Raw genomic sequence first — 12,413 nt, 5'->3', positions numbered from 1 at the left:
AACGGCATGGACTTAGGGCGGAAGTTCTCTATCTGTGCGGTTCGCATTATCCGTCGATCGGGAGACACGCATTGAGCGTTTCGAAGCAGCAGGTTCTGGATGGTCTGGCCAAGGTGACATCGCCGCGCGGCGTGCCGCTGATCCATGCCGATGTGTTGTCCGAGATCGCAGTGACCGACGGCAAAGTATTGTTTTCGATCAATGTGGACGCCGCTGAAGCGCGGGCCTGGGAAAGCGTGCGCGCACAGGCGGAAGCCGCGGTGCGGGCCGTCCCTGGTGTTACCGGCGCAATGGTCGCGCTGACCGCCGAGCGCAAGCCCGGCAGCGCGCCGGCAGCGCCGCAGCGCCACGACCACGCAGGCCATTCCCATGGCCCCGGCGGCCATGCGCATGGTCCGCAAACGGGCGGTGTTCAGCCGGTCTCGGCGCATCGTCCGCACGCGAATCCGGCCAACTCGCCAATGGGGAAGCAGGCCGAAATTCCCGGCGTAAAGGCGATCATCGCGGTGGCCTCAGGGAAGGGCGGCGTCGGCAAATCGACCACCGCGCTCAATCTGGCGCTGGGCCTGCGCGACCTCGGTCTGAAGGTCGGTCTGCTGGACGCCGATATCTACGGCCCCTCGGTACCTCGGCTGACCGGTATCAATGAAAAGCCAGTTCTCGATGACAACAGGAAGATGATTCCGATCGAGCGTTTCGGTCTGTCGATCATGTCGATCGGCTTCCTGGTCGAGGAAGAAACCGCGATGATCTGGCGCGGGCCGATGGTGATGTCGGCGATCACCCAGATGCTGCGCGACGTCGCCTGGGGTACGCTCGACGTCCTTATCGTCGACATGCCGCCGGGCACCGGAGATGCGCAGCTCACGCTGGCGCAGAACGTGCCCCTGAAGGGTGCCGTGATCGTCTCGACGCCGCAGGATCTGGCGCTGATTGATGCGCGGCGCGGCCTCGCGATGTTCACCAAGGTCAATGTGCCCGTGCTCGGGATTATCGAGAATATGAGCTATTTCCAGTGCCCGGAATGCGGAACGCGATCGGACATTTTCGGCCATGGCGGCGCCCGCCACGAGGCCGAGCGGCTCAAGGTGCCGTTCCTCGGTGAAGTGCCGTTGCATATGTCCATCCGCGCGATGTCGGATGCGGGCACGCCGGTGGTCGTCAGCGAACCCAACGGGCCGCATGCCGCGATCTACCGGGCCATCGGCGCGCAGATCCGCGACCGGTTGCAGGGCGCTATCGCGGCTGCGTAAGCCGGCCGGTGACTGGGGCCAAGATCAAGACCGAGATGTCGCATAGAACTTTCGTTCAATTGGGCTGGCAACGACGTTCGTCGTGTTTTCCGCGGCTCAATAACCGTGTTAGACAGCCTCTGCACCAGAGTGGCTTCGGCTGAATCGCGCAACGATTTGCCGTTGAAACGCTCAAGGAATTCTAGGGAAAACGCCCGCAAAAAGGAGAGCTTGAATGAAGCGTCGTGAGTTTTTGAAGGTTTCTACGGCCGGCGCCGCGGTGGCTGCCGTTGCCTCGCCGGCGATCGCGCAGTCCGCGCCCGAGATCAAGTGGCGCCTCGCATCCAGCTTCCCGAAGTCGCTCGATACCATCTATGGCGGCGCCGAGATGATGGCGAAGCAGGTCGCCGAAATGACCGACAACAAATTCCAGATCCAGGTCTTCGCGGCTGGTGAACTGGTCCCCGGTCTGCAGGCGCTCGACGCGACCTCGAACGGCACCGTCGAAATGTGCCACACGGTTTCCTACTACTATGTCGGCAAGGACCCGACCTTCGCGATCTTCTCCTCGGTTCCGTTCGGCCTGAACGCGCGCCAGCAGAATTCGTGGTGGTATCAGGGCGGCGGCGAGCAGCTCGGCAACGAGTTCTACAAGAAGTTCGGCGTCATCGGTCATCCCTGCGGCAACACTGGCACCCAGATGGGCGGCTGGTTCCGCAAGGAGATCAAGACCGTTGCCGATCTCTCCGGCCTCAAGATGCGTATCGGTGGCATCGCCGGTCAGGTTCTGCAGAAGGTCGGCGTCGTGCCGCAGCAGCTCGCCGGCGGCGACATCTACCCATCGCTCGAAAAAGGCACCATCGACGCTGCCGAGTGGGTCGGTCCCTATGACGACCAGAAGCTCGGCTTCCAGAAGGTCGCGAAGTACTACTACTATCCAGGTTTCTGGGAAGGTGGCCCGACGGTTCACGCCTTCACCAACCTCGACAAGTACAACGCGCTGCCGAAGAGCTATCAGGCGATCCTCACCAATGCCTGCGCCAATGCCAACAGCTGGATGGCCGCTCGTTACGACATGCAGAACCCGTCGGCGTTGAAGCAGCTCGTCGCGGGCGGCACGCAGCTGCGTCCGTTCACCAATGAAGTTCTGGACGCCTGCCTCAAGGCGACCAACGAACTCTGGGCTGAAATCTCCGCGAAGAACGCCGACTTCAAGAAGTCGATCGACGCGATGCAGGCCTATCGTTCGGACGAATATCTGTGGTGGCAGGTCGCCGAATACACCTTCGACAGCTTCATGATCCGTTCGCGCACCCGCGGCTGATCTTAAGCCTCGATCAAACATGAAGCCCGGCCTTCGCGAGAAGGTCGGGCTTTTTGTTGGAGCACGCGCGCGTGCCGCGCGGTATTGCCCCGGGCGGAAATCGGCTAAGTCTCGCACACACCGCGAAGCCCGTGTCCTTGAGAGATGCCGCCATGACCGAATCAGAGATCGCCGCCGCTGCAGAAATCCTTGCCAGGGCGCGCCGCAGTGGGACGCAGATCGAGGGACTCCCGGTCACGCCATCTTCGGTCGGAGAGGCGCACGAAATTCAGGATCGCGTGGCCACTTTCGTCGGACAGCCCATCGGTGCCTTCAAGGCCGGTGCGCCGCCCGATGGTGAACAGACGCGCGGTCTGATCGAAGCCCGAATGATCCGTTCGAGCCCGGCGCGTATGTCGGTGGCTGAAGTCCCGCATCTCGGCGTCGAGGGCGAGGTCGCCTTCCGCTTTACCCGCGATCTGCCGGCGCGCAGCGAGGCTTACACCCGCGACGAGATCGCAGGGGCCGTCGCGGTGCTTCCGGTGATCGAGGTGGTCTCCAGTCGTTTTCGCGAGCCGCTGAGCCGGCCAAAGCTCGAGCAGCTTGCCGATTGCGGCATCAATGGCGGGCTGGTGCTCGGGCCTGAGATGGCCGACTGGTCACATCTCGATTTGCCGAACCTGCAGATGACGTTCATCGTGAATGGTGAAATCCGGATCGAACGCAAGGGTGGCCATCCCACCGACGATCCCATCGCAGGCGCTGTCGCGCTGGCGAACATGATGCGCGCAGGTGGCGGCGTGAAGGTCGGTCAGATCGTGACCACAGGCAGCTGGACCGGGCTGCCGTTCCTGAAGCCCGGCGATCGCTGTGTGGTGCGATTTGAAAAGCTCGGCGAGGCCGAGATAATGTTTGTCGGCTGATCGCGTTAGCGATCTTTGCCGTCGAACTGCTGGATTTCCAGAGCGCTCAGATCGACCGCAGGCAGGCAGCGCACATTGACCGATGCCATCATCATTCCGTTGGGTGCTTTTCCTTCGCCGAACGGGGCAATGCCGCAGGTGCTGCAGAAGTGGTGCTGAATGGCGTGGTGATTGAACGTATAGGTCGACAGGCTTTCTTTCGCGGTCTTCAGCACCAGTTTGTCGCGTGGAACGAAAGCGAGCAGGCCGCCGCGTCGCCGACACATCGAACAGTTGCAGTCGATGGCCGAATTGAAGTCGCCCTCGACTTCAAAGGCGATGTTGCCGCAATGGCAACTTCCTTCATGCAGCATCGGTTATCCCCTGATCGTAAAGCGCAATAGTAACGTTATCCGCTATTTTGTTGGTCCGAAATCCGGCATTGCCGGCATCTCGATCTGCGGAATCTCGATCTTCACGTTGGACGTATCCACAGCCGTGTTGTCGATCCAGTAGGTCACGAGACCGGGCCAGTAGATCACGATGATCACCAGGATGATCTGCATTCCGACCCATGGCAGGGCGCCAAGATAGATATCGCGGCTCTTCACTTCGGGCGGCGCGATGCCGCGCAGATAGAACAGCGCGAAGCCGAACGGTGGATGCATGAATGACGTCTGCATGTTCACGCAGAGCAGCACGCCGAACCAGACGAGATCGATGCCGAGCTTGGCCGCGACCGGCGCCAGCAACGGGATGATGATGAAGGCGATCTCGAAGAAGTCGAGGAAGAACGCCAGGAAGAACACGAAGATGTTCACGAAGATCAGGAAGCCGATCGCACCGCCGGGCAGGCCGGTGAGCAGATGCTCGATCCAGCGCGCACCATCCATGCCCTGGAAGACGAGGCTGAAGCAGGTCGAGCCGATCAGGATGAACACCACCATCGAGGTCAGGCGCATGGTCGATGTCATCGCCTGGTCGATCAGCGGCCAGGTCAGGCGGCGATGCAGCGCGGCGAGCACCATCGCGCCAACCGCACCCATGGCGCCGGCTTCGGTCGGCGTCGCGAGGCCGAGGCCGATGGTGCCGAGCACCAGGAAGATCAGCACGATCGAGGGGATCATGCCCCACAGCACACGGCTGATGAGCTTCCAGTTCATGGGCTCGCGCGCATGTTCTGGGATCGGCGGCATCGCGCTCGGCTTTAGGATCGACAATACGACGATGTAGAGAATGAAGATCACGACCTGGATGATCGAGGGGCCAATGGCGCCGAGATACATGTCGCCGACCGAACGGCCGAGCTGGTCGGCGAGCACGATCAGCACCAGCGACGGGGGGATGAGCTGCGTGATGGTGCCCGATGCGGCGATGACGCCGGTGGCGAGCTTCATGTCGTAGCCGTAGCGCATCATGATCGGCAGCGAGATCACGCCCATGGCGATGACCGAAGCCGCAACGGTGCCGGTGATGGCGCCGAGCACGGCGCCGACGAGGATCACCGCATAAGCGAGACCGCCGGGGATCTTGCCGAACAGCTGGCCGGTGCCTTCGAGCAGGTCTTCAGCAAGGCCGCAGCGTTCGAGGATCGCACCCATGAAAGTGAAGAACGGGATCGACAGCAGCAGGTCGTTCGAGATCGTGCCGTAGAAGCGGAACGGCAGCGCCTGCAGGAAGGACGGATCGAAGTGACCGGTGAAGATACCGAGAATGCCGAAGAACAGGCCGACCGCGGCCAGCGAGAAGGCGACCGGGAAGCCGAACACCATGAAGCAGATCATGGTGCCGAACATCAGCGGGGGGAACACGCCGTAGGAAAACATCGGTGGTCCTGACTATCGAACTGGTTCTATCGAACGGATTGGTCGAAATGCGAGAGGCTGAAAAAGCAAACGCCGCTATTGCAGCGGCGCTTCGTAATGGGTGTCGATCTGGACGACGCCGGCGAGCGCGGCGATGCGCTTGGCGAGTTCGGCCAGACCCTGCAGCAGCAGCAGACCGAAGCCGAGCGGCAGCACCAGCTTCACCGGCCACAGGATCAGGCCGCCCGCATTACTGGAGACCTCCTGCGAATTCCAGGAATTCAGGAAAAACGGGAATGTCATGTAAGTGAGGTATGTCATCGCCGGCAGCAGGAAGATGCAGAGGCCGATGATGTCGATCCACAGCCGCGCGCGATCGGAGACCGCCGAATAGAGCAGATCGACGCGCACATGCTCATTGAGGCGCAGTGTCTGCGCCGCGCCGAAAAACACGATGCCCGCGAACATGTACCACTGGATTTCGAGCCAGCCGTTCGACGAATAGTTGAAGAGATAACGGATCGTGGCGTTGCCGGCGCTGACGAGGCAGGCGAGCAGCACGAGCCACTTGGCGATGAAGCCGAACACATCGCTCAGCGCATCGATCGCACGTGTGAATTTGAGTACGTCCACAGTTTCCCCCGAAAGTCGCCCCGCTGTCCGCTCATCACGTCTTTCTCACTGAGAAAGCGTAGCTTTTTCCGCTGGGCGAAAGAATTCGGCGGCACCATTTCAGCGCGTCATGCAATCGTCAATCGGAAATTGACGGTTTGTCGCAGGCCATTGGTCGAGGGGGAGGACGGAGCACCGCCGGTGGGTTACCCCCCGGTCACGCTCATATGCCGGCTGACGCTCGGCCGGTTGTGGCGGCGATCGATGATGAAATCGTGCCCCTTCGGCTTCAGGCCGATGGCGCGGTCGATCGTGGCGTTCAGGAGGTCGTTGTCGGCGGAAGCCCGCAGCGGCTTGCGCAGGTCGGATGCATCCTCATGGCCCAGGCAGGTATGGATCGTTCCGGTGCAGGTGATGCGCACGCGATTACACGACTCGCAGAAATTATGGGTCATCGGCGTGATGAAGCCGATCTTGCCGCCAGTTTCGGCAACGCGGACATAGCGGGCGGGACCGCCGGTGTCGTCCGGGAGATCCGTCATCGTGAACTGACCGGCAAGGCGCGTGCGCAGCAGCGACAACGGCACATACTGGTCGATGCGGCCTTCGCCGATATCGCCCATCGGCATCACTTCGATCAGGGTCAGTGCCATGTCGCGGCCGTGGGCCCATTCGATCAATGAGGGGATTTCTTCCTCATTCATGTTCTTCAAGGCGACGGCATTGATCTTTACGGCGAGGCCCGCTGCCTGCGCAGCGTCGATCCCGGCCAATACCTTGCCGATATCACCCCAGCGCGTGATGGTACGGAATTTCGCGGCATCGAGCGTGTCCAGGGAGACGTTGATGCGTTTCACGCCGCAATCGGCCAGTTCATTGGCATATTTGGCGAGCAGCGAGCCGTTGGTGGTCAGCGTCAACTCTTTCAGGGCGCCAGTCTTGAGGTGGCGCGATAGCGAACGCACGAGGCCCATGACGTTGCGCCGGACAAGCGGTTCGCCGCCAGTCAGCCGCAGCTTGGTAACGCCCTTGGCGATGAACGCGGAGCAGAGCCGATCGAGCTCTTCCAGCGTCAGCAGGTCGGCCTTGGGCAGGAACGTCATGTCTTCCGACATGCAATAGAAGCAGCGCAGATCGCAGCGATCGGTCACCGAGACACGCAAATAGCTGATCCGCCGACCGAACGGGTCGGTCATAGCAGAGGAGGCCAGGGCGGGGCTCAACTCGGAGACGGTCATTCAGATGCCTGACTGCAAAACATGAATTGCTCGCGCGGCGAAAAACGCCGCACGTTCAATCTAGTCATGGGTTGCAGCTGGCACAATCACGCCAACGTATATGTTTGGCGGATCAGCGAGGGGCGGGGAACGGCGAGCCCGCCGCAGCTGCGGCGGCCGGGGCCGCGGCAGGTGCTGCTGCACGCTTGGCAGCCTTGCGGGCGCGGCGTGGCGGCGTCGCGGGCTGCAGTTCGGCGACGACCGGGCTCGGATCGACCGTGGTTCGTGCCGGCGAGGTGAAATCCCCGGGAACGCGGGTGACGGTCACCGGAACTGTCATCGGCTGGAATTTGGCGAGGGTAAAGGTCGCGCTGAACCCGGTTTCCGTTGCCAGAGGCAGCGAGCACGGGGTCTTGCAGCTCGGGCCAATCGACGTGACCACCTCTGCGCCGGGAGGAATCGAGTCGAACTGCACGGTAACTGGTTCCGGCGCCGACTTGAATGCGTCCATGGAGAACGAGGTGCAACCGGCCAGGCTCAAGCCTGCCGCTGCCAAAACTATTACTCTACGCATGGGTATATCCGTCACGTTTTGCGGCTAGCCGCCATCCCCGGGCAACCATAGGAGCGTCGTACATATGACGCAACACGCAGGCCGCTTATAGTTAATTGATGGTTAACGAAGTCGCCGAACAACCTGAGAAACTCAATTATGTGAACAGGCTAGGCGGGGCGTCGGGGCAACAGGCGGTCGACAGTTGCCGGTAGATCGCGGAAATGGTCGATCACGATGTCGGGCTTGAGCTCGACAATCGGGACGTCGGTATAGCCGAATGTAACGCCGATCACCGGGACATTGGCCCGCCGCGCCACACCGACATCGGGGCCGGCATCGCCGACCATGACCACGGACGACATCACGCCACCGGCACGCGCTACCGTTTGCTGCAAGATGACCGGATCGGGCTTCGCGACGCCGAACGTATCAGCGCCGCAGATCGCCGCGAATCGGTTGGTCAGTTCCAGCTTTTCGAGCAGCAGCTTCGACAGCCATTCCAGCTTGTTGGTACAAACCGCGAAGCGGTAGCCACGCTTGGCCATATCATCGAGCGCCGCGATCAGGCCCTCGAAAGGGCGGGACGCGTCAGCGATATGCTCTGCGTAATAATCGATGAAGTCGTGGGTCAGGCGTGTGACCTCATGCGGGCTCATTTCGCGCCCTTCCAGCTCGAGTCCACGCTCGATCAGGCGCCGGGCGCCCTGACCGATCATTTTCCGCGCGGATTCCAGCGGGACGGGGGCCAACCCCTCCTGATGGAGCACATGATTCAGAGCGCTGATGAGATCGGGGGCGGTATCGACGAGGGTGCCATCGAGGTCGAAAACGACGAGAGGAGCTTGGGTCATGAGCGGATCGCTACCGGTCCGCGGCCGATCCCGCAAGGGGGCCGGACGTAGCCCAGCATCCCCTCGGGGAATGCAGGCCCGCATTCCCCGGGAAAGCACGTCCTTCGCCCTGTTCCTTGCCCTCAAACGTCGCTAGATATGCGGCGCATCCCGTCCGCGGGACCGATTGTGAACCGCAAGGACCGCTGCGCCGATGAATATGGACGAGCTGAAACGACAGGCTGCCGCAAAGGCGCTCGAACATGTGCGTGATGGCATGAAGCTCGGACTCGGCACGGGATCGACGGCGAAGCATTTCGTCGAACTGCTCGGTGAGCGCGTGGCGGGCGGTCTCAAGGTCATTGGCGTGCCGACATCCGAAGCCACACGCGCCGATGCCGAACGTTGCGGCGTGCCGCTGACCACACTCGACGAGGTCGATCGGCTTGATCTCACGGTGGACGGTGCCGACGAAGTCGATCCGGCGCTGAATCTCATTAAGGGCGGCGGCGGCGCATTGCTGCGCGAGAAGATCGTGGCGGCGGCCTCCGACCGCATGATTGTCATCGCCGACGATTCCAAATGGGTGTCGACCCTCGGCCGCTTCCCGCTGCCTGTGGAAGTGATCCCGTTCGGCCTGTCGGCCACGCGCCGCGCTATTGCCGATGTGTTCGCCAAGTGCGGGTTGCACGGCGAAATGGCCATTCGCAGCGGCAAGGACGGCCATGCTTTCGTCACCGATGGCGGCCACTGGATCATCGACGCCCGGCTCGGGACCATCACCGATGCGCCCCGACTGGCCGGGCTGCTCGGCGCCATTCCGGGCGTGGTCGAGCACGGTTTGTTTATCGGTCTGGCGAGCACCGCCATGCTGGCAGGATCGCAGGGAATTCGCGTTTTCGAGCGCCCGTAATGGCGCAATCAAGGAGAATTGGAATGAAGAAGCTTTCGCACATGCTGCTGTCCGCCGGCCTCGCGCTCGGCGTTGCAGTCACTGCGCTGCCGGTCTCCGCGCAGCAGGCATCTCCGGAAGGACAGGCTCGTCCGATCAAGCCGGCATCGCCAGCTGCGATCGGTTACGCCAAGGAAATTCTGGCGATGAAGAACGCCAGCGCGATGTATGCCAATGCCGTGCCGAACATGGTTCAGCGCGTCAAGGATTCGCTGCTGCAGAGCAATCTGAACTATCAGAAGGATCTCAACGAGGTCGCCATCACCATCGCGCAGACGATGGCTGGGCGCGACAAGGAGATCACCGAGCAGATGGCGAAGATCTATGCCAGCGACTTCACCGAGGCGGAGTTGAAGGATCTTGCGACCTTCTACAAGTCGCCGCTCGGCCAGAAACTTCTGGTGCAGGAGCCCCAGTCGATTTCCGCCAGCATGACCTATATGCAGCAGTGGGCGCAGCAGTTTTCGGAGCAGGTCAACGGCCTGTTCCGCGCTGAAATGCGCAAGCGCGGCAAGGAAATCTAAGGGCGCAAGCTGAGGCCCGTCATCCCGGGCCTCAGTCCGCAGTTCGGAGCGATCATGGCTGATATCGACGTCGATCTGTTTGTCATTGGTGGCGGTTCAGGCGGCGTGCGCGCCGCCCGTATCGCTGCCGGCTACGGCGCGAAGGTCATGGTGGCCGAGGAATATCGCTTCGGCGGCACCTGCGTGATCCGCGGCTGCGTGCCGAAGAAGCTGATGGTCTATGCCTCGCACGTCCAGCGCGAGATCGACGATGCCGCCGGCTTCGGATGGACCATTCCGACGGCAACATTCAACTGGTCGATCTTCATCGCCAACAAGGACAAGGAGATCGCCCGGCTCGAGGGCATCTATCAGTCCAACGTGGAGAAGTCCGGCGCGACGACCGTCAAGACCCGCGCAGTCTTCGAGGATCCGCACACGCTCCGGCTCGGCACCGGCGAGACGGTTCGCGCCAAACACATCCTGATCGCCACCGGCGGCGCGCCCAATCATGGGCCTGTCATCCCCGGTATTGAGCATGTGATCTCCTCCAACGAGGTGTTTCATCTGCCCGAACTGCCGAGGCGCATCGTGATCCAGGGCGGTGGTTACATCGCGCTTGAATTCGCCTGCATCTTTGCTGGATTGGGCTCCGACGTGACGGTGGTCTATCGCGGCGACAACATCCTGCGCGGCTTCGACGAAGATGTGCGGGCCCATGTTCGCAGCGAGATGGAGAAGGATGGCATCACCATCCTGACCGGCTGCACGGTGGCCAAGGTCGAGAAGCACCGGCACGAATTCACGACGCATCTGTCCAGCGGCGCAAGCATCGCGTCCGATCAGGTGTTGTTCGCGATCGGGCGCAATCCGAATACCGCCAATCTCGGCCTCGAGAAGGCTGGCGTTGCGCTCAAGCCCGCCCATGGCGGCATCATCGTCAACGAATTCTCGCAGACCAATGTGCCGCATATCTACGCGGTCGGTGACGTCACCAATCGCGTCAACCTCACGCCGGTGGCGATCCGCGAAGGCCACGCTTTTGCCGACACGGTGTTCGGCAAGAAGACCGTGAAGGTCGATCACAGCAATATCCCGACGGCGGTGTTCACCCAGCCGGAAGTCGGCACCGTCGGCATGAGTGAAGAAGAGGCGCGCGCCACCTTCAGCCACGTCGATATCTACAAGACCAATTTCCGGTCGATCAAATCGACGATTTCCGGCAGCGAAAGCCGTGTGCTCATGAAGCTGGTGGTCGATGGCGCCACCGATATCGTGGTCGGCTGCCACATTGTCGGACCGGAGGCGGCCGAACTCATCCAGGTGCTGGGCATCTGTGTGAAGCTGAAGGCTACAAAGGCTGATTTCGATGCCACGGTGGCCGTGCATCCGAGTGCGGCCGAGGAACTGGTGACGATGCGCACGCCAACCGCGCGCTACGTGCGCGAAGCCGCGGAATAATCAGCGCGGCGTAGCCGCGGGATAGTTAGTCTTGCATCTGGATCCATTCGGCGGCGCCGCGCCACAGGGTGTCGCGGTGCTCCGGCCGGAAGAATCCGAAATGGCCGACTTTCTTGCTGCCGGCCTCGATCGGCCTGATACTGTCGATCTCGGCCTTGATTGACGTGAAGCCTGCGCAGAGCATTTCAACGGCGGCGCGTGTGGCCCATGGATCGTCCGAAAAGCTGAGGGCCCGCAGCTCGCCGCGGTAGCGCGGAAAGTTCACCAGCGCCCGCAATTTGCTGTCGTCGAAGAAGTAGCGATCGTTGGTGACCCAATTGGCCCATTCCAGAAATACGTCGCGTGGCAGATCGTAGCCGAGGCCGATCCTGCCGGGTGCATAGCCGATGACGCGCGCCAGCGGCGCGCCGACGAATTTCATCAGCGCATAAATGCGATAGCCCTCCGGCGGTGTCATCAGCCGCCAGGTGCCGGCCTGTGCCGCGATGAGCAGGGCGCGTGACACCTCGGAATTGTTGGGGATCAGGCCGAGCGCCTGACCGCCGAAGGAATGGCCGACAAAGGCGAGCGGCATTGCCTTGTAGCGCTCGCGCATCCAGTTCACCGCGGCGGTAACGTCGAGCGCCGCCCAGTCGGTCATGGAGGCCTTGAAGCCGACCAGCGCGTTCGACCGGCCGGACAGGGGATCGGCCTTGGGCCGCGAATCCCCGGTGCCGCGATAGTCATAGGTCAGCACGGCGCAGCCGCGGCTGGCGAGGTAGCTGGCGAAACCTCTGTAGATCTTGCGGGGAACGGCGGTGGCCGAATTGATCAGAACCGCATGGGTGCGGGCGCCGCGGGGCAGGTACAGCGTCGCGCCCAACGAATAGCCGTCGGTCGCCTGGAAGGTGATGTCATCGGCAAAAGCGTCGTCCAGTGCAGCCTCCGACACCGCAGTTTCTCCCATGGTGTCCCACAAGACCCTTACCTCAGGCTAGCAAATGCGAATTCGGCTTTGGCTGCAAGGGCTTGGGGCGCAATGTGGATTTCGAACTGGCGAT

At 62.0% G+C, this 12,413-nt stretch carries 13 protein-coding genes; 6 read left to right on the top strand and 7 right to left on the bottom strand.

The window, feature by feature from the left end:
• The first annotated feature begins 71 nt into the window (after positions 1-71).
• From apbC to AB8A33_RS15465, 3 genes are all read left to right on the top strand, one after another.
• Complete coding sequence (apbC, locus tag AB8A33_RS15475) at positions 72-1,253, top strand: iron-sulfur cluster carrier protein ApbC (protein WP_439093537.1); 1,182 nt, start codon at positions 72-74, stop codon at positions 1,251-1,253.
• 214 nt (positions 1,254-1,467) lie between these two features.
• Positions 1,468-2,556 carry a TRAP transporter substrate-binding protein gene (locus tag AB8A33_RS15470; RefSeq protein ID WP_439093536.1) on the top strand — a complete coding sequence of 363 codons (1,089 nt, stop codon included), beginning with the start codon at positions 1,468-1,470 and terminating at the stop codon, positions 2,554-2,556.
• A 152-nt stretch (positions 2,557-2,708) separates the two neighbouring features.
• Positions 2,709-3,458, top strand: a complete 750-nt coding sequence (locus tag AB8A33_RS15465; RefSeq protein ID WP_439093535.1) for a 2-keto-4-pentenoate hydratase — start codon at positions 2,709-2,711, stop codon at positions 3,456-3,458.
• 5 nt (positions 3,459-3,463) lie between these two features.
• On the opposite strand, the gene AB8A33_RS15460 is transcribed toward AB8A33_RS15465, so the two are convergent.
• The 6 genes from AB8A33_RS15460 to AB8A33_RS15435 all read right to left on the bottom strand — a co-directional run bounded on the left by AB8A33_RS15460 (position 3,464) and on the right by AB8A33_RS15435 (position 8,478).
• Complete coding sequence (locus AB8A33_RS15460; protein WP_315841643.1) at positions 3,464-3,811, bottom strand: GFA family protein; 348 nt, start codon at positions 3,809-3,811, stop codon at positions 3,464-3,466.
• Between the two features lie 42 nt (positions 3,812-3,853).
• Complete coding sequence (locus AB8A33_RS15455) at positions 3,854-5,263, bottom strand: TRAP transporter large permease (RefSeq protein WP_439093534.1); 1,410 nt, start codon at positions 5,261-5,263, stop codon at positions 3,854-3,856.
• A gap of 75 nt (positions 5,264-5,338) precedes the next feature.
• Entirely contained in the window at positions 5,339-5,875 is a 537-nt protein-coding gene (locus AB8A33_RS15450; protein WP_315841644.1) for a TRAP transporter small permease subunit, read from the bottom strand.
• 185 nt (positions 5,876-6,060) lie between these two features.
• Positions 6,061-7,092 (bottom strand): GTP 3',8-cyclase MoaA, encoded by a 1,032-nt coding sequence (gene moaA / locus AB8A33_RS15445; RefSeq protein ID WP_439093533.1) that lies wholly within the window; start codon positions 7,090-7,092, stop codon positions 6,061-6,063.
• Between the two features lie 112 nt (positions 7,093-7,204).
• Positions 7,205-7,645 (bottom strand): hypothetical protein, encoded by a 441-nt coding sequence (locus AB8A33_RS15440; protein WP_439093532.1) that lies wholly within the window; start codon positions 7,643-7,645, stop codon positions 7,205-7,207.
• A 149-nt stretch (positions 7,646-7,794) separates the two neighbouring features.
• Positions 7,795-8,478 carry an HAD-IA family hydrolase gene (locus AB8A33_RS15435; protein ID WP_439093531.1) on the bottom strand — a complete coding sequence of 228 codons (684 nt, stop codon included), beginning with the start codon at positions 8,476-8,478 and terminating at the stop codon, positions 7,795-7,797.
• Positions 8,479-8,671: 193 nt separating this feature from the next.
• On the opposite strand from AB8A33_RS15435, the gene rpiA reads away from it, so the two are divergent.
• From rpiA to gor, 3 genes are read left to right on the top strand one after another with little or no spacing between them, the layout of a single operon-like run.
• Positions 8,672-9,370, top strand: coding sequence for a ribose-5-phosphate isomerase RpiA (gene rpiA, locus AB8A33_RS15430; protein ID WP_439093530.1), 699 nt, complete (start codon positions 8,672-8,674; stop codon positions 9,368-9,370).
• 23 nt (positions 9,371-9,393) lie between these two features.
• On the top strand, positions 9,394-9,933 hold the full coding sequence (locus tag AB8A33_RS15425) for a DUF2059 domain-containing protein (RefSeq protein WP_439093529.1): 540 nt from the start codon (positions 9,394-9,396) through the stop codon (positions 9,931-9,933).
• Between the two features lie 54 nt (positions 9,934-9,987).
• Complete coding sequence (gor, locus tag AB8A33_RS15420; protein ID WP_439093528.1) at positions 9,988-11,373, top strand: glutathione-disulfide reductase; 1,386 nt, start codon at positions 9,988-9,990, stop codon at positions 11,371-11,373.
• A gap of 25 nt (positions 11,374-11,398) precedes the next feature.
• Here the strand turns inward: gor and AB8A33_RS15415 are convergent, their stop codons facing one another.
• The gene (locus AB8A33_RS15415) at positions 11,399-12,319 is read right to left on the bottom strand and encodes an alpha/beta hydrolase family protein (protein WP_439093527.1); all 921 of its coding nucleotides are present in this window, start codon (positions 12,317-12,319) and stop codon (positions 11,399-11,401) included.
• Positions 12,320-12,413 lie beyond the last annotated feature (94 nt).

The organism is Tardiphaga sp. 813_E8_N1_3, from assembly GCF_051811025.1.
Classification (GTDB): domain Bacteria; phylum Pseudomonadota; class Alphaproteobacteria; order Rhizobiales; family Xanthobacteraceae; genus Tardiphaga.
Note: the sequence above shows the minus strand (reverse complement) of the source record. Positions and strands in the feature narration are given on the sequence as shown.